This window comes from Terriglobia bacterium (assembly GCA_032252755.1).
In the GTDB taxonomy this organism is placed as follows: Bacteria; Acidobacteriota; Terriglobia; order Terriglobales; family Acidobacteriaceae; genus JAVUPY01.
On sequence record JAVUPY010000004.1, the window covers coordinates 1 to 16128 of the forward strand.

At 57.7% G+C, this 16128-nt stretch carries 16 protein-coding genes; 10 read left to right on the forward strand and 6 right to left on the reverse strand.

The window, feature by feature from the left end:
• The 7 genes from ROO76_00335 to ROO76_00365 form a co-directional block, all read left to right on the forward strand.
• Positions 1 to 1473: hypothetical protein (locus ROO76_00335; protein ID MDT8066590.1), on the forward strand; the 1473-nt coding region annotated here is incomplete at its 5' end.
• 185 nt (positions 1474 to 1658) lie between these two features.
• On the forward strand, positions 1659 to 2867 hold the full coding sequence (locus ROO76_00340; protein ID MDT8066591.1) for an AMP-binding protein: 1209 nt from the start codon (positions 1659 to 1661) through the stop codon (positions 2865 to 2867).
• Positions 2868 to 3116 carry a hypothetical protein gene (locus ROO76_00345; GenBank protein MDT8066592.1) on the forward strand — a complete coding sequence of 83 codons (249 nt, stop codon included), beginning with the start codon at positions 2868 to 2870 and terminating at the stop codon, positions 3114 to 3116. It begins immediately after the preceding gene.
• On the forward strand, positions 3103 to 4053 hold the full coding sequence (locus ROO76_00350) for an iron-containing alcohol dehydrogenase (GenBank protein MDT8066593.1): 951 nt from the start codon (positions 3103 to 3105) through the stop codon (positions 4051 to 4053). Before ROO76_00345 ends, ROO76_00350 begins: the two co-directional genes overlap by 14 nt.
• Positions 4050 to 5096 carry a hypothetical protein gene (locus tag ROO76_00355; protein ID MDT8066594.1) on the forward strand — a complete coding sequence of 349 codons (1047 nt, stop codon included), beginning with the start codon at positions 4050 to 4052 and terminating at the stop codon, positions 5094 to 5096. Before ROO76_00350 ends, ROO76_00355 begins: the two co-directional genes overlap by 4 nt.
• Positions 5089 to 6264: an acyl-CoA reductase gene (locus ROO76_00360; GenBank protein ID MDT8066595.1), complete on the forward strand. Its 1176-nt coding sequence runs from the start codon at positions 5089 to 5091 to the stop codon at positions 6262 to 6264. Before ROO76_00355 ends, ROO76_00360 begins: the two co-directional genes overlap by 8 nt.
• Positions 6261 to 6962, forward strand: coding sequence for a hypothetical protein (locus tag ROO76_00365; protein MDT8066596.1), 702 nt, complete (start codon positions 6261 to 6263; stop codon positions 6960 to 6962). Before ROO76_00360 ends, ROO76_00365 begins: the two co-directional genes overlap by 4 nt.
• Positions 6963 to 7024: 62 nt before the next feature.
• Here the strand turns inward: ROO76_00365 and ROO76_00370 are convergent, their stop codons facing one another.
• Positions 7025 to 7339, reverse strand: a complete 315-nt coding sequence (locus ROO76_00370; GenBank protein MDT8066597.1) for a PilZ domain-containing protein — start codon at positions 7337 to 7339, stop codon at positions 7025 to 7027.
• Between the two features lie 416 nt (positions 7340 to 7755).
• Here ROO76_00370 and ROO76_00375 point away from each other — a divergent pair, with 416 nt between their 5' ends.
• A complete protein-coding gene (locus ROO76_00375) occupies positions 7756 to 8793 on the forward strand; it encodes a dipeptidase (GenBank protein MDT8066598.1) in 1038 nt (345 codons plus the stop codon).
• A 190-nt stretch (positions 8794 to 8983) separates the two neighbouring features.
• On the opposite strand, the gene ROO76_00380 is transcribed toward ROO76_00375, so the two are convergent.
• From ROO76_00380 to ROO76_00400, 5 genes are read right to left on the reverse strand one after another with little or no spacing between them, the layout of a single operon-like run.
• Positions 8984 to 10243 carry a cytochrome c3 family protein gene (locus ROO76_00380; GenBank protein ID MDT8066599.1) on the reverse strand — a complete coding sequence of 420 codons (1260 nt, stop codon included), beginning with the start codon at positions 10241 to 10243 and terminating at the stop codon, positions 8984 to 8986.
• Complete coding sequence (locus ROO76_00385; protein MDT8066600.1) at positions 10224 to 11303, reverse strand: cytochrome bc complex cytochrome b subunit; 1080 nt, start codon at positions 11301 to 11303, stop codon at positions 10224 to 10226. The genes ROO76_00380 and ROO76_00385 overlap by 20 nt, the downstream gene beginning before the upstream one ends.
• 2 nt (positions 11304 to 11305) lie before the next feature.
• Positions 11306 to 11776: a Rieske (2Fe-2S) protein gene (locus ROO76_00390; protein MDT8066601.1), complete on the reverse strand. Its 471-nt coding sequence runs from the start codon at positions 11774 to 11776 to the stop codon at positions 11306 to 11308.
• Positions 11777 to 11795: 19 nt separating this feature from the next.
• Complete coding sequence (locus tag ROO76_00395; GenBank protein MDT8066602.1) at positions 11796 to 12278, reverse strand: cyclic nucleotide-binding domain-containing protein; 483 nt, start codon at positions 12276 to 12278, stop codon at positions 11796 to 11798.
• A gap of 10 nt (positions 12279 to 12288) precedes the next feature.
• Positions 12289 to 12609 carry a hypothetical protein gene (locus ROO76_00400; GenBank protein ID MDT8066603.1) on the reverse strand — a complete coding sequence of 107 codons (321 nt, stop codon included), beginning with the start codon at positions 12607 to 12609 and terminating at the stop codon, positions 12289 to 12291.
• Positions 12610 to 12758: 149 nt separating this feature from the next.
• Here ROO76_00400 and ROO76_00405 point away from each other — a divergent pair, with 149 nt between their 5' ends.
• Positions 12759 to 14678 carry an ATP-binding protein gene (locus tag ROO76_00405; GenBank protein MDT8066604.1) on the forward strand — a complete coding sequence of 640 codons (1920 nt, stop codon included), beginning with the start codon at positions 12759 to 12761 and terminating at the stop codon, positions 14676 to 14678.
• Positions 14675 to 16027: a sigma-54 dependent transcriptional regulator gene (locus tag ROO76_00410; GenBank protein ID MDT8066605.1), complete on the forward strand. Its 1353-nt coding sequence runs from the start codon at positions 14675 to 14677 to the stop codon at positions 16025 to 16027. The genes ROO76_00405 and ROO76_00410 overlap by 4 nt, the downstream gene beginning before the upstream one ends.
• Positions 16028 to 16128 lie beyond the last annotated feature (101 nt).

The window sequence follows — 16128 nt, forward strand, 5'->3', positions numbered from 1 at the left end:
GATTCGGGCGGCAATGAAGGCAAGCAGGGACGCGAAGGTGAAGGCAAGCCGGCGTCGGGAGCGAAGCATGAAGGCGTCACCTTCAAAGGCCCGCAATACATTCGCTCCGACTTCCCTGATCCTGACAACAATCTCCAGACGATCCTTCAGCCGGCACTGACGAAGCCACTGAAGCTCGATTTCCCCATTCAAGTTCCGAACACGATTCACGTGGCACGTCCCAAGCCGCAGAACGTCACTCCGCCGAAAGTGCAGGTCAAGACGGCTCTCAAGGACGTTCCGCTTCCGACGCCGACGGAAAAGCCAGTGCTGAAGGCCGAGGCGCAACTGATCTCGACGCCCCTGCACAGCGAGGCTCTCCCGCTCCTGCCGCTCCCCGAGATGCAGCCGGTCGCGAAGGATCCGGCGCCTCAGCAAACGATTGTGGTTACGCCGGAAGAAAAACGTGAACCGCCACCGGTTATCACGGCCGATGCGAGCATGGCGGAGCAATCGCTCGCCGTGTTGAATGCCGTACACATCAATGCGCCGCACCTTGTGATTCCGCCGGGTGAAAAGCACGCGAGCTTCGAAGTGAGCCCGAACGGCACCGCGACGGCGCATGCTGGCGGCACACATGCCGGTCTCCCAGGTGGAAAACCAACAGCCGGTTCGGGAGAAGGATCTGGAACTGCCAAGGCGGGGAGTGGCGGCGGAGGCAGCGGCTCCGGCAAGGCCGGCAGCGGCGCGGGCAGGAGCGGGTCAGGCAGCGGTTCTGGTGGAACCGGGAGCGGCCCGGGAGCCGGAAGTGTCGGCACCGGCTCGGGGCGTACGGGGCGCGGCGGTAATGGCGCCGGACGAGGAAATGGGACCGGTAAGGGCAACGGCAGCGGATCGGGAAGTGGTTCGGGCAGCGGTCCTGGCAATGGACCATTCCCCGGCATCCAGGTTATCGGCGGAGAAGGCAGCGGGATGGTGGGAGCGGCGCGCCCACCGAGACCCGATCCCCCACCCCACAACTATGATTTCAGCATCGTTGCCTCGGGCGGTAGCGGCGGCGGGTTGAAAGACTTCGGCGTCTTTCATAGAAACGAAGCGGTCTATACCGTGTACATCGACGTGTCTGATATCGCGCCAACCTCAGAGGCGTGGGTGCTGCAATATGCGGATACGGGTGCTGGGCCGCGCACAGCGGAAATTACGCTAGGCAATGACGGGTCTCTCTCGGCTCCGCAGGCGATGCTCGAGCCGCCCTACGCTCTGGTGAAGAAGCTACCGGAGAAACTGGATTCACCGCCGAATTCCGCTATGACGGTTGTGACCGGAATCATTTCCCGCGAAGGAAAGCTAGAGGGTGCCCGCGTGCTGCAGGCTCCCAATGAAGCCTGCGGAAAACAATGGGCAGACGCGCTCGGCAACTGGACATTCCGCCCAGCTTCGAAGGGCGGACAGCCGGTTCCAGTGCGCGTGCTCATCGGAATCCCGGTTTACTGAACTTCGTCCCGAATCGCACTGCGAATTCTCTCCGACTCTTTCCCGCTCATGTGACATCACACTCTCAAATCAGTGCCAATTTGGAACTGCGAGTTTCACGGAATCGCTGAGAGCGCGCGATTTCCCAGTCGGATTTGCTAGCGTAGAGGTGTCGGACCCGTGTCCAAGATTCCGTAGTCTCTCCCATGTCGATGTTGCCCAAATCCGGCACTGTGGCGGTTCTTAGCGAATCGGAGGCTCGCAGTGACAGCCGGTTCCTTGCGCGCGCCTGGGCTGGCTCGGAAACTTTCGTTTTCCTGCCGACACATTTTCCCGCGCATGGGCATCGGATCGAAAACTCACTTGCGCTCCTTCCGGCGGAGTACCGTACCGATCACTTTGTCCTGTTGACTTCCGGCAGTACGGGAGATCCCAAGCTCATCGTCGCGAAGAAAAGTCGCTCTGAACGCCTCGCCGAAGTGATTCATGCGGGGCAGGAGAACGAAGCTGTGCGCGAGACTATCGCCTGTTTGCCGCTTAGCTATTCGTATGCGTTCGTGAATCAGTGGCTCTGGGCGAACCACATGCGCCGCAGACTTGTGTTAACCGACGGCTTTTCACGGCCTGACGCCTTCAAGCGAACACTCGAGGATGCACACGATGCCATGATCTGTATGGTCGGAATACAGGTACCGTTGCTGTTGTCGTTGTTTGGTTCGCAGAAGTTTCCCGGCATCATCCGCCTCAACTTTGCCGGTGGTCGTTTTCCGCAAGAGCACCTGCAAAACCTGCGCGAGATTTTTCCCAACGCGAAAATCTTCAATAACTATGGTTGCGCCGAGGCAATGCCCCGACTGACGATCCGTCGCGCCGGGGGTGCCAATACGGCCGCGAACATCGGACGGCCGCTCCCCGGAATTGAGTTGCGCAGCGGGGAAGAGGATCAGTTGGAGTTCCGGAGCCCGTTTCGCGCGGTGGCATTTGTAGAAGGTGGCGTTCTTCGCGCGGTTACTGATGAAGAATGGGTCGAAACAGGTGATCTTGGTCGTCAGGCGGAAGACGGAAGCTGGGTCTTGCTTGGCCGCAAGAGCGAAGTGTTCAAGCGCTTCGGCGAAAAGATTTCTCTGCCGGCGATCCAGGCGGCGGTGCAACGCGTATGGTCGGGCGAACTCGCCTTCTATCGCGAGTTCGACTCGATGGGCGAAAACGGACACGTCATGGTGCTCGCTCCGCATCCACCCGGCGAGCAGTTACGCTCCGTGCTGATGGAGTTGCGCCAGAACTTTACGCGCCCGCACTGGCCATTGCGTGTTGAGAGCGTGGAGCGGCTTTCGCGATTGCCGAACGACAAGGTCGATACGCGCGTGCTTGCCGAGCGGAATCATGTCACCGTTGAATGGAGCCAGAGATACTGAATGGAGAACCGTCAAAAACTTCGCGACCTGCTGATGGATGTACTGTTGCTCAGCGAACAGGAATTTTCGTTCGATCTGCGCCGCGATCAGGTCGAGACTTGGGACTCGCTGGCGGTGGTTGCAATTGCGGCCGGCATCGACGAGACCTTCGGATACCACCTCAGACCCGATGAGGCAGTGATCCTTACCGGAGTTGCTGACATTATTAAGGTTCTCGAACGCGAAGGCGTCAGCTTTGCAGAAGCATGAACAATGGGATCGCCGATGGGAACTGGCCGACTTGAAATCGGCGACTTTAGGGCGTGCCTATTTATGTGCAACGGCATCCGTACGTGCCCGGATCGCTGAGCGACTTGAGATCTCAACGATCGAGGTTCCAGAGGCCGTGCCAAACGACGCCGAGACCTTAGTCGTCGCCGGCGGCGGCACGACTATCGATCGCTCCAAGTACTTTCGGATGACCCAGTGGCCAGCGCTGCGATTGATCGCGATTCCCTCTCTTTGGGGGAGTGGGGCCGAAGTTTCTCCCGTTGCGGTGCTGAGGGGCGAGAAAAAAGATATTCACTTCAGCGACGATCTGATCCCCGACCAGTACGTTGTCTGGCCGGATCTCGCGCGTTCTGCGCCGCCGAACCTCCTGCGATTTGCCTGCGGCGACGTTTGGGCGCACGCGCTCGAAGCCTTCTGCTCGCCTTTGGCAACCGAAGCGATCCGCCGGCACGCCGCCGAACTGATGAATGAGCTTGCCGCCTTTCCCGTTGGCTTAGACGAGCGCTGGTTCGACGCGGGTGGCGCGGCGTGCCTGCTGCAGGCGCGTTCCAGCGTTGGCCTGATTCACGGCTTCGCACACGTTCTCGAGCCGATCCTGCGAAAAGCTGATCCGGGTGGGAACTGGGGGCACGCGAGACTCTGCTCGACCTTCATCCTGCCAGTGCTGAACTTCAACCTCAGCCGCTCGCCGAAGGTGGAAAGCCTCGCCGCCGAATATCGATTGAAGCTCGATGCTGTTCACGCAGTGGCGCGATCCTTATTCAGTGAAGCCGACTATGTGACTGCGATGGCGGTTGCCGAACCAATTTGGGATACCGTCGCCCGCGACCGCTGTTCGCGAACCAACTGCATTCTCGTGCGTCGCGATTCGCTGGTGTTCTTCCAGCAATTCCTTACCTCGGGAGTGAGAGCTTGAGCGCGCTGCTCGAGAAGCGTCCGTACGGCGAACGCGATGAGAGCGCGTTTCTCTCGGAGTTGCGCGACCTCACCGAGCATCACCTAGCGAACTGTGCAGCATATGCGCGCATTTGGCCGTGCTGGAAGGGTTCGGGAGAGCTAGCTGATTTTCCCTTCCTGCACGTCGGCGTTTTCAAGTCCATTCCATTTGTCACGGCCGGCACAAGCCTCAAGCACCAGCGCGTGCTGAAGTCCTCGGCGACTTCATCCGGCGTTGCGAGTCAGATTATGCTCGATCAGCGGAGCTCCGAATTGCAGGCACGCAGTTCGAACGCCATTCTTGCTGATTTTCTTGGAACCGAACGTCGCCCGCTCATCGTTCTCGACAGCGTGACCAGTTTGCGCTCTGGAGCAGAAGTCTCGGCCCGAACCGCTGCCGCTCTGAGTCTGAGGCCGCTGTCCACAGACATCATATTTCTGCTGCGAGACTCGGCCGATCCTAGAAGCGTCAAATGGGACCAACTCCTGCATGCGATTCATCAGCACGAATCTGTTCTGGTCTACGGCTTCACCTACATGCTTTGGTGCGCGTGGGCCGCTGCCGAGATTCCTGGCGACGTCCGCACTGCACTGAAGAGCAAACGCATCGACTTTGTCCACAGTGGCGGTTGGAAAAAGCTTGAACATCTCAGTCTGAGCCGTGAACAGTTTGACGCGGCGCTCACCCGAGGTCTCGCTTCGCGCTCGCGAGTGCTCGAGTTTTATGGCCTCGTCGAACAAGTTGGCGTGGTCTATCCATTGTGCTCCGCGGGATTCCGCCACGTGCCGGTTTGGGCGGACGCGCTTGTGCGCGATCCATGGACTCTGGCTCCACTCCACGAGTCTGAAGGCCAGTTGCAGCTCATAAACCTGCTTGCCTGGGGGGCGCCTTACCACAACGTGCTCACCGAAGACCTAGGGCGACTTGTTCCCGGCGAGTGTCCGTGCGGGCGCAAAGGTAAGCGCTTCGAATTCACCCGGCGCATGCCAAAGGTCGAGATGCGAGGGTGCGCAAATGTATAGCCAACTCGCGTTTCGCGGAGGAACGGGATCGATCCACGTTCGGCTCCCATTCGATTTAGCCGAACAGATTGCGGGGTGGAGCGGGGTTCGCGCAGCGATGTTAAAAGATGTTCCTCCTGAGTTCACGCGGGACGAATGGGCGTACCTCGTCAGCTTCCTGGATGAGGAGAGCCTTCGGAAGCCGTTTCGCCAGTCGTTCGGGCAGTGCTCGGATTCGGCAGACTCGAGTTGCCTTCTCGCGAAACCACGCGGGCCAGTCTCTCTGTGGTTGCCGAATAACGTGAGCCTACTCGGGCCGCTCATGCTGATCATTATCAGTCTGACCGGGAATCGACTGCGAATGAAGGCCGGCTCGCGGTCAGAAGACCTGACGGGTGCGTTCCTTCAATTTGCCCGCAAGCGCGCCGGAGATGGTCCACTACGCACGTATCTCCGCGACAGTGTTCGTCACGAAGTCTTCTCTTCGGAGGATGCGCGGAACGGTGAAATGGCCGAGCAAAGTGCCGTGCGCATTGTCTTCGGTTCGGATCAGGCGGCGGCTGCGATTCATGCGCTGCCGCATCCTGTGGATAGCGTCGCGATCTCGTTTACCGATCGAGGCTCCGAAGCATGGCTCGAAGTTGATCGTTGCGACGACAACACGCTTCGCGACTTGATCAAGGTCTTCGCCATCTACGGCCAGGCAGGCTGTACATCGCCAGCGCGCGCCATACTTCTCAATGCTGCGCGGGCCGACGCCCTTGAAATTCGTGATCGTCTTATGGCGCTCTGGCCAACTGTGATTCGCCGCCGCCCGGAGATGAACGTCGCCTCCGACAATATTCGCGCATGGCAATTGGCTCGTGCTGCGGGTTGGAATTCCAAACTGATTGCGGAGCACCGAACGGTGCTTTCGGTCGGTGACTACGAACTTCCAGCATATCCCGGGCTGATGGAGCTTCGAATCATTACCGCGACTCCGCAGGAAGCGCGTGAACATCTGCCAGAAAACATTCAGACCGTCGGCCACGCACTGCGTGAGGCTTCCGCCCCGGAATGGCTCGATTTGCTCGCCGGTACGAACGTCGCGCGTTTCGTTCCACTTGCAACCATGCACCATTTCGAAACGGTCTGGGACGGGCAGGACTTTTTTGCCCAACTTTTTAGCTACATTCGGGTGGAAGCATGATTCGGCGTCACGACTTTAATTCGGAATGGTGGGGCGAAGACGTTGGAATCGTCAGCGATCCAGCGTTCTTCGAACTTGCCGCTCCCGAGCGGATGGCCGCACAACAGAAGTTTGCGTGGCTTGAGTTCGTTGACACTGTATCTCCCCCGCTGCGTCAAGCCCTGACGAGAGCAGGATTCTTCTACATCGATACCCAGATCCGCTTTCGTCTCGACATGAGGAACATCAGTTTGACTCCGTGCGGACAAGAGCTGCAGGTGGAAACGGCGGCCGAGTCTCCCTTTGCAATTCATGCAGCCGAGTTGCGTCCTTTTGAACACGAACGCTTCTACGCATTGCCCGGCGCGACTGAACTGAAGATTTCTTCGCGATACGCACTCTGGGCTGCAGATCTAGTCCGCGATCACTCTGAGACCTGCCTTCGCCTTTTGCAGAACAATGATGTCCAGGGATGGTTTCTTGCACAGCGGGAAACAGAAGGTCTCAGGTTGACACTGGCAATGTTGAGCTCGGATACGCGAGTCTCCGGCTACGATCTCTATGCCCGCGCCATTTCGCATTTTGCTGCGATGGGCTTGCGCTTGGGCTTTGCTTCCTTCAGCGCGAACAACTCGAACGTGCTGAATATTTACGCACGTATGGGAGCGAGATTCCTGCAACCGCGCGAGTGCTGGATGTGGGTTCGTCCGGCGGGCTAGGTGCTTCTCGATCCAGAAGACATACAAAGTCGCAACTGCTTGAAGATGGGGATCTCTCGTAGTTACTGCGCTTCAGCGTCGAACTGCACAGCGAATCCGAACCGGTCCTTGCGGCAGACATGACCTGAAATGTCGAAATCCGCGCCAATTTTGAACTGCATTTTCAGTAACTCATCCTTAGGCGGGTCTTCCTGAGAGGACACGTACGCGCCGACCAGGCTGATGTCGCGAACGATGCCGATCTTCACCGGTTCCATGCCTTCCAGGAGCAGGAAAACTGGTCCGCTCATGTCGTAGCGAGGTGAATTGCGCCTATCGGGATGTGGGTGTGTTGCGTCGGGAGAGAATGCAGACCGTATTGAGGAGCCTAGAGGCATACTGATACGCGCCTCCCATCGTCGGGGGATTCAGTGCAAAAGAAGGTGTCACTTCGGGAGCAGCAAGTCAAGCTGATTTTTGAATATCGCTCCCGTAAGTTACAGATGCGCAATAACTTGCACATGGAGGACTGCGATTTACTACTCAAAGAGTCCTCTCGCGGCGCCGGGAACTGTTCCGGAGCCATTTTCGCTCGGCGCTCGCCTTCGGACTGGAGTTTTCCAGCCAGAATCGATCAAAAACGCAGATCCCGGCAATGGCGGCTTAGCCGCACCCGCGACGAGTGGACGAATACTTTTTTTCGTGCGCTATCCTAAGGTGGTCACCCCTTCTGGACGGTGTATCGCGAAAGGGTGCGGGCGTCTTTTGTCGAACTGCCACTGCGCCCGCGCTAATAGCGGCCACGGAGAACTCGATGGATATTCCCGCCAAGATCGAACTTTTGCACCGGAGTTGCATCGTCGTCGATGCCCATTCTGATTACCCCGTGCACATGCTGGCTGAACAGATGCATGGCAACTCCGCGGTATTCAAGCAGGAGCACCTGGCTAAACTGCGCTGCGCGGGAGTGCGCTTTGAAACCGTCACCGTTGGTGGTGATTTCGAACTCGGCGAGCTCGATCTGCGCTCGCCGCTTGTGACGCTCGCAATCATCGATTGCGCCACCGAGCAGATACGTGAGTGCGAAGACGTTATGCTGGTTCAATCAGCGGATGACCTGGCGAGCCTCCGTGAGTCGCAGCGAATCGGAATCATGTTCGCGTTGGAGGGTGCGGCGCCGGTCACAACCGACCTCTCGCTGTTGCGCACCTACTATCGGCTTGGGGTTCGCTCCGTGATGTTGACCCACAACGAGCGTAACTGGTTCGCTGATGGCTGTGGAGAACCGGGTACAGGCGGACTCAGTAAACTTGGCCGCGACCTCGTTAAAGAGATGAACCGGTTGCACATGATTCTTGATCTCTCGCACTCTAACGAGCGGACATTTTATGACGCTTTGGACGTCTACTCAGGGACTCCAATTGCGTCGCACTCCAACATCCGCCATCTTTGCGATCACGTTCGCAATCTTACGGACAACCAGATCAAGGCAATCGCAGAACGGTCTGGCGTCATCGGGATGAACTTCCTGGCGCGGTTCGTCGATTCGGATGAGACGAAGGCCACGGCAGACCGTTTGGTCGACCACGTCGCCTATCTGGTCAATCTCGTCGGGATTGAACACGTGGGACTCGGCCCGGATTATGCCGACTACTATATGGAGAAGCTCGCGGCATGGGCTCGCGAGCAAAACTTCCCGACCATAAAGTTCACCGCTGGGCTGGAAAGTGTCTCGGATCTGCCGCGGCTCACGGAAGTGTTGCTTAAGCGTGGTTTTTCTGACTCGGAAATTCGAAAGGTTTTGGGCGAGAACTTTCTTCGCGCGTATACGGCCAATATGCCGCTTTCGTAGGGATCTCGGATGGAAGAATCGATCCTTGTTCGAGCACTACGTACGTGCCTTTGAGTATCTGCGACGAGCATCCGCGTTGTGCCGAAACTTTGACTGCCGGTAGCCCGAGCGACACCTCACATGATTATGCCTTTCGGAGTTTGGCCGTGAAGGCGCGCGCTCCAATCTTGCTGCGACCTCCCGGATCTATTCAACTTTCAATATGTTTAATCACCAGAGAAATTCCAATCACCACTACGCAGATTGCGAGCAATGAAAGTCCGAGCCCAACTCTGCGGTATCGCCGCTCTGCCATTGCCCTCTGTCCGGTTTCGAAATTGGCGTTTGCAATCTTCAGGCCGGCTTGCACATCCTGCTGAACCAGCTCGGGCTGAAAGGAGTGGATGGTGACCCTCGCCTTGGTGAGTGAGTCTCGTGCTTCGTTCTGTGCTAATCGCGCTTCACTCACCTCCATGCCGGAGGATTCCGCCAATTTCAATATGTTGTCCGCTCTCTTGATAGAGTGGTCCAAACTTGTGAGCTCAGCGAGGATGTTCGCTCTTGCCTGATCGCATCGATCACCCGGCGCGTGACACCGCATGCAGAGGGCCACGGAACCGGTGCCGAGATACGCGTCACTTGGATGAGTAATGCCGTGATTGCCGTGGCAGACCACACAACCGGGGAGAGAGGCCTTAGCGAATGCCTGTTTATGGGTGCTCTTCTCGAACATCTGGGCCTGGAAAGCGTGGCATGTAGCACACACATTGCGTACGCTGTCTACCCCCGGTGGGGTCGCGCCATGATTACCATGGCAGGTGGTGCAGGTAGGAGCACTCAGGTCTCCTCGAACCGTGAGCGCGTCGTGGTGGACACTTGTGTTGTACTGTGCGAACTGATCGGTGGGTATCGGGTATCCCTTCATATAGTTCGCGTCGGCGTGGCAATGGGAGCAGGTTGTGGCCACATTGACCGGGTTCACGGTCGAACGCGGATCGCTCGGTGGCCGGATGTCATGAACGCTATGGCAATCGGTGCACACCGCGACCTTGGTGTCGCCCTTAGAGAGGCGCTGGCCATGAACGCTCGTGTGATACTGGCTTAATTGATCGGTGCGCAAGCTGGGGTCGAATTTGCGCATGGTTGCCGGATCAGAGTGACAACTACCACACAGCTGCGGCACCTGTCGCCGATCGATGTGTCCCTTCCACCCGGCAGTGCGGCTCATAGCCTTGTCAGAATCATCCTTGGTTGGATCGCCGCCGTGACAACTGGCGCATGTGAGTCCCTTCTGCGCGTGAATGTCCTGGCTGAACTTCTCCTGAGTGACATTCAGTGGTTCGGGTAACGCACTATGGCAATCGAGGCAGGAGTTTTTGTTTTGTCCAAAACCGAGGGTTGCCGAAACGACGACAACCATAAGACAAGCGGCACGATGGAAACGGTCGAGATTAATGTGCAAGATAGCCATAAGCACTCATCGCTACTATGTATGCAAGGGCAACGACCGACATACCCGTGATCCACTTCTTGCTTCCTGCAAGGTGGTCCCGTGCGAAGAAGGGAAGCAGAACCCAGAACGTAGCTGCCAACCCGAATCCCACAATGCCCAGCACCTCTCCATCAATGATCCATACCTTGGAAGGAATGAGTTTCAGAGTCTGGAACATGAACAGGAAGTACCATTCCGGTTTAATTCCTGCAGGAGCAGAGGCAAAAGGATCCGCTTTCGTTCCTAGATTCCACGGAAATAGGGCGGCTAGTGCGCCGAGAGCTCCCAAGGCTATGTACCAGGCCATGAGCTCGCGGAGCACGAAATTGGGGAAGAATCGCGTTTCCCGCTTTGCCTTGGGATCTGCGGCCCAAGCCGCCTCAACCCTTGGCGGCAGGCTCATTCCCAACCGCTGAACCAGAAGCAAGTGCATCGAGAGCAGGATTGTTGCAATGCCTGGAAGCACAGCCACATGAAATCCAAAGAAACGGGTTAACGTCGCCCCAGTTACGTCGTCGCCTCCTCGCAGGAAAACCATCAGCGGCTTCCCGACTACGGGCACCTGGCCTGTGATCTCCGTCCCGACTTTCGTTGCGAAGAACGCCAGGGTGTTCCACGGCAGAAGGTACCCGCTGAAGCCAAACCCCATAACGAGGAACAGCAAAATCATGCCGCTGACCCACGTGAGTTCCCGCGGCTTGCGATACGCCTTCAGGAAGAGAACGCTGAACATGTGCGCGAAGGCGGTGAAGATCATTAAATTTGCCGACCAGGAATGAATCGAGCGCACCAGCCACCCAAATTGCACGCGGGTCATGATGTACTGCACGCTCTCGAAAGCCTCATTTCCACTCGGGCGGTAGTACAGCAGCAGCAGAATGCCGGTGCAGACCTGGATGCCAAAAAGGAACAACGTTATGCCGCCGAGGAAATACCAGGCGGAAAGGCGATGCCGGGGCACGGTCTTGTGGCGTAGGGGGGCCAGCAGGTCGTCTAAGTCGAGTCGTTCGTCGAACCACTTGCGAAGCGCTGCGAACATAACTAGGACTCCCGCTTTCGGCTAACGACAATGTCCTCTCCCCGGAGGTGCACATCAAATACCTCCAACGGTCGAGGGGGAGGACCGGAGATATTGCGGCCGTTGAGGTCGTATAACCCGTTGTGACAGGCGCACCAAATCTCGCGCAAATCTGGGCGGTACTGCACAGTGCAACCGAGGTGTGTGCAGGTGGCAGATAGAGCGCGGTAGGTTCCATCGGCGTTCATGATCAGCAGGCCAGGCCGACTGCCGAATCGAAAGATCTTCCCGGAATTCGATTTCAGGTCCGCGATCTTGGCTGCCACCACTTCGTCGGTCCCGAGGTCCGCTACCGGCGGGGGGACCAGGTATCGCACGACGGGATAGAAGAATGAAGCTAGCGACGCGAGTAGCCCGCCACCTAGAAGAATGCTGATCAATCTGCGGCGGGTTACTTGAGGTTCTAAGTGCGGCTGTACGGAAGAAGAACTCATCGTAAAGATTCCCGACCGGCTACCGAGTATTTGCCGCGGCGGCGGCGGAGTGTAGTTCGACCGTGCGCTGAACTTCCCGCAACCACATCGCCTGAAGAGTTTGCAGTCGGTGCCCGATAATCAATGCCAGGTTCAGACACAACCGTGCACCCAGGGAAGGTGAACTTTCGAAGAAGCCATGCAACATTTCCGGTGTCAGTGTGACAACTTCAGTATCAGTGTCTGCGGCTGCAGAGAGTGTGAAGCGGTAAGGCGGAATGAGAGCGGACCAGCCGACGGTCTGGCCGGGGCCCTTTTCCTCGATTAGAACCTCCTCCTTCCGGTCTCCGATCTGCAATGGAAGAGTGAGGCGAATTCGACCACTCTCTACGAGATAGAGACATTGGGCCAGGTCACCTAACCGGAACAATGACGACCCGGCGGAAATTCTCTTTCTCGTGCCCAGCGACAGCACCTTTTCGGCATCAACGGGGGCAAGTCCCTGCAACAGTTCGTGCGGCATAAGCAATACCTCAGTTCACAAACGGAGACGGTGTCTTGGTGTGGAGATGCGCCTGTGTTGGGAATTGGACGAACGATTCTGCGGCCGCCTGTTCCACGCGGACATGGTTTTCGATCTGCTGCAGCAGCACTTCGATTGGTACTTGGGTGTGTACTGGTATGGTCGGGATCACTTGGGGCGAGAAGAAGCGTTCAGGCGCAGCTTTCAGGGCAGGCACTGGGGGCTGGGTGGATTCAGGAGTAGATTCCCTCCCCGCAGACGCCTTGAATCCGATGGCTGCGATGGCAAAGGTCAGAACACTCATCAGCATGATCATCAGGAACATTTCCATGGTGAAGTTCCCCTTTCGTGCAGTCCACTTAGCACGTTGCGTGCCGCTGGGGAATGTTGCCTAAGTCCCGTGTCTTGAATGGTGCGAGCAGAGCCAATAACGAAGCGGCCTGCCATTCTGTCAGAGTGCACCTGACAGAATGACAGTCATTGACCGCCAGCCGCCCTTGTGACATGATCGCGCGCTATCGGCAGGACGTCATGAAGTTGCGGTTTGCCAGCATGACAGTCGGCCTGGCTTTGAGCGTTACCGCCGCTGTCGTGGTCGCTTGTAGCGCGGCCGCTTACATCTATTCGACGCACCACTTCAAGACTCTCCTTGAGTTGGAACGTACCAATGCGCTCGCGCAGGGCGAATTAATCCGTACTGCGCTCGAGCACCAGATGCTAAGCAACGATCGCACTCTGCTGGAGCAGATGATCGAGCGATTTGGCAAGCAAGCACGTGTAGAGCAACTGGTCCTGCTGGATCGCAATGGTATTGCGCGATATTCCAGCAAACCCCTCGAGCACCCCGAGGATTTTCGTCCGGGCTCGCCAACCTGCCAGGCATGTCATCGTGATCCGCCGGAACGTAGAGGATCCAGTCGTGTCATTGAAGCGAGCGGCGGAATGGTCCTCAGAACTGTCGTTCCCATCCACAACCGTCAAGAGTGCTACGGCTGTCATAACTCCCAGCAGAGAATCAACGGCATCCTGATTCTGGACTACGATGCCGGCGAATTGCGTGCCGGCATGACCCAAGATCTTCGCCGCATGGTGGCCGGCACAGGCCTGCTCACCTTCATCATTGTCGCAGCGATCGTGATCGCGATTCGGATCCTGATAATGCGTCGGCTGCAAAACCTTGAGACTTCGGCGCGCCTGCTTTCGGCTGGCGATCTGAATCGCCGTGTTCCGGCGGAAGGCTCCGACACGCTCGCATGGCTGGGGCGCGAATTCAATGCGATGGCCGATTCAATGTCAGGGCTGGTTGGCGAAGTTCGTACCCATCGCGAACGATTGGAGCGGGTTATCAATAGCATCGACGATGGCATTGTAGTGCTTGATCCCACGAGAAAGATCATAGCCGCCAACGATGCATTCCTATCGCGGGCACGCACCTCACGAGAAGAAGTACTCGGCTGCTGCTGCTATCAGATGAATCCTGGACCTTGCAACTTGGCGGACTGTCCTACGCTCGAATGCCTGCAGTCTGGACGAAACCAGGTGAGGATCTGCGAGCGGAGCAATGGTGCTGGAGCAATCCGATGGGAAGAGATTCACACTTCGCCAATCCTCGATCCGTCAGGCAATGTCGCCCAGGTAGTCGAAGTGTGGCGCGATATCTCAGATCGCAGGGTAGCGGAGGCCAAACTGGCCGACTCCCATCGCCTCGCCTCGCTCGGGATCCTGGCATCGGGTTTTTCGCACGAGTTGAATACTCCGCTGGCTACCGTCCTTACCTGCGTCGAGGGCATCCTGCGGGAGAGTCCACCGAGCGAGGACGGGAAAATTACTCAAGAAAGGATTCGAGAGAATGCCTCGATTGCTCGCGAGCAACTGCTGCGGTGCCGGGGGATTACACAGCACTTCCTTCGTCTGTCGCGTGGGCAGGCGCACGAAGAAACCGTTGTCAATTTGCAGGAGGCTATATCCGCTGCATTCCGATTGGTCGAGCCTATGGCCCGCGACCAGCGTGTGCAAGTCGAAATTCGGCCGCTATCCGATACTGTGCTGGTGCGGGCCGGAGATGCGGATCTTCAGGATCTGTTAATTAATCTCTTGCTGAATGCTGTGCACGCTTCCAAGGCGGGAAATAAGGTCGTGATAAGCGCGGAGCGCAGCGACAAAGTTCGGATACGCGTGACCGACAGTGGTTGTGGAATCGCTCCGGAATTCCGGCAGAAGATATTTGAGCCTTTCTTCAGCATGCGCCCTGGGGGCACGGGGCTCGGGTTGTTTCTATCGTTAACTGCGGTTCGTAAATGGGGCGGCGATATCGTCGTCGAAAGCATTCCCGGCAAGGGCTCGACCTTTGAAGTGGTACTGCCGGCCATAGAGGTCCAGGTGAGGGGAGCCGCAAATTGAAGACTGCTTCAATCCTGCTGGTCGACGACGATTCCGCATTTCGTCAGGTGATGGCAAACGAACTCAACCGCATTGGTCACAGCGTCACAACCGCGACCTCGGGGGAGGAAGCTGTCGAGCGAGTTGCGGTTGAGGAGCCAGACATAGTTCTGCTCGACCTGCACTTGCCCGGCATGACTGGGGTTGAGGCACTGAGTGCCATTCACACCAGCACTCCGGCGACCGAAGTGATTGTGTTGACCGGGCATGGGTCGATCGATACCGCGATTGAATCCATCCGTATTGGTGCGTTCGACTATGTGCAGAAGCCATGCCCCTTGGACGAACTCGATCTCCGGATTCAGCGTGCCATCGAGCGCCGAGAACTTCGGCAGCGGACGAAGATCCTCGAACGCGGGCTCACGCCGCCCGATCTCGCCAGCTCTTTCATTGGGCAAAGCCCGGAATTTCGGCGCCTCGTTGAGCTTATTCACCGGGTGGCGCCCAGCGATTCAAGCGTACTGATCACCGGCGAGACAGGCTCGGGAAAAGAGCGGGTGGCCAAACTCATTCACGCTCGTAGTTCACGACATTCGCGACCATTTGTCATAGTGGAATGCGCCGCCCTGCAAGAGTCGTTGCTGCAAAGCGAACTGTTCGGTCATGAGCGCGGAGCGTTTACGGGGGCGGAACGCGCCAAGCCCGGATTGTTCGAAGTCGCTAACGGCGGCACGATCTTCCTCGATGAAATCGGTGAAATCAGCCCTGCGACACAGACGAAATTGCTGCGGGTGTTGGACACGTCAACATTCCGTCACGTCGGCGGCACCAAGGAAATTCATGTGGACGTCCGGGTCCTGACTGCTACCAATCGGGATGTGCCGGCAATGGTGACGCAGGGGCTTTTTCGCGAGGACCTTTACTATCGACTCAGCACGATCACGATCGAGGTTCCGCCATTGCGAGCCCGAAAGGATGACGTGGAACTGCTCGCGCAGCAGTTCGTGAAGGTGCTCAACGAGCGATTCGGCTCGAACAAAACAATCAGTGAAGACGCCATGGAACTGTTGCGGCAACACAACTGGCCAGGCAACGTACGCGAGCTCTTGCACGTGGTCGAAGCTGCGCTGGTGCTTTCGGTGGGAACGTCTATACTCCCGGAACACCTTCCCGTGACATTGCGCAATATGAAGCACGCCATGGTACCGACGGCAGGATACTGCGGACTCACATTGCAGGAAGCAGAGCGGCAGCAGATCAGGTCGGTACTGGAGGTCACCAATGGGCACCGAGGGAACGCCGCCCGCATGCTCGGCATCAGCGAACGGAACTTGTATCGCAAACTGCGAGAACATGGTCTCCTCCCCTGATCGAATCGCGATACTCGGGCTCCCTATGATACGGCGCACAGGGGAATGTGACTCCTATCACAGCCAACCGTGAGCTATTTAAGTAGCCTGCACAGCCAGGG